Origin of the sequence: Oscillibacter valericigenes, from assembly GCF_021531435.1 — a bacterium.
GTDB classification, from domain to species: Bacteria; Bacillota; Clostridia; order Oscillospirales; family Oscillospiraceae; genus Oscillibacter; species Oscillibacter valericigenes_B.
Genome location: NZ_JAFBIS010000074.1, coordinates 1 through 837 on the forward strand (window position 1 = coordinate 1; position 837 = coordinate 837).

The window sequence follows — 837 nt, forward strand, 5'->3', positions numbered from 1 at the left end:
GTCCTGCTGACTGCACCCGTGCTCTCATTTTCTACGTTTTGACGATTCAAATTTTTACCCCTGCTGAACAGTTACCTTTATAGAAAATATTCACGAAAGGGTCTTCGTGGTAAGGCCAGTATAAAATATTTTCAAAAAAGGAGAGATGGTTTGCGCGGAAACAGTGGAAGAGGTCATGGAAGCGGGGGCGCGTCAGCGTACAGAATGTCCAGCATACTGCCGTAGCGCGCCTCGGCCCGCTCCAGCGGCAGGACAGCGCAGGGCACCGTGTTGATTTCCAAGTGTGCTGGTTTTTTCTGTTCCAGTGTCTGCCGGAGTGCTTCCATACCGGCCTTTTCAGGCAGTTTTCCGGTTTTAAGCACCGCCAGCTCCACGAAGTAGGCGTCAAAGTCCTCCCTGATCTTGCCTGTGTCAGCGCCCGCCACATTGACCGCCATAGCGCTTAACCGTTCGGGCGTGAGGGTTTGTCCTCCTGTCATGGCGCCCCGGATGCGGCCCCGGCGAAGGGTGTCGTCCGCACCGGTTCCGTTTGGTAAGCCGTAATCCGCTTCCCACTGGGACAGGCCCTCACTGTCCGCTGTTTCCACCAAAGTACGGGCGTTTCTCTTTTTAACCTCACCGGCAAGTATGGCTTCTCCGGTTTCCTCGGCTTTTAGCACGGCCCCGATGGGAGCGAGTTCTGTGATAAATTCCGGCAGCTTCATACCAATCCCTCCATCCTTTTGGCAGACCGATGATCGTTCCTCATAAAGCATTGACCTCCCTAAATATTTTTGTACAGTAGTGCCAAATATCACTCAATCCGAGCGGTTTCGGCAACTATTCGATTAGGTTTCT

At 53.0% G+C, this 837-nt stretch carries 1 protein-coding gene; it reads right to left on the reverse strand.

Annotation, left to right across the window (positions count from 1 at the left end):
- Positions 1–173: 173 nt before the first annotated feature.
- Positions 174–704 (reverse strand): hypothetical protein, encoded by a 531-nt coding sequence (locus JQM68_RS13605; protein WP_235223559.1) that lies wholly within the window; start codon positions 702–704, stop codon positions 174–176.
- Between the last annotated feature and the right edge of the window lie 133 nt (positions 705–837).

Bases quoted from the DNA above. Each gene is read 5' to 3' on its own strand.
- JQM68_RS13605 (WP_235223559.1), bottom strand. From the start codon at position 704: ATGAAGCTGCCGGAATTTATCACAGAACTCGCTCCCATCGGGGCCGTG.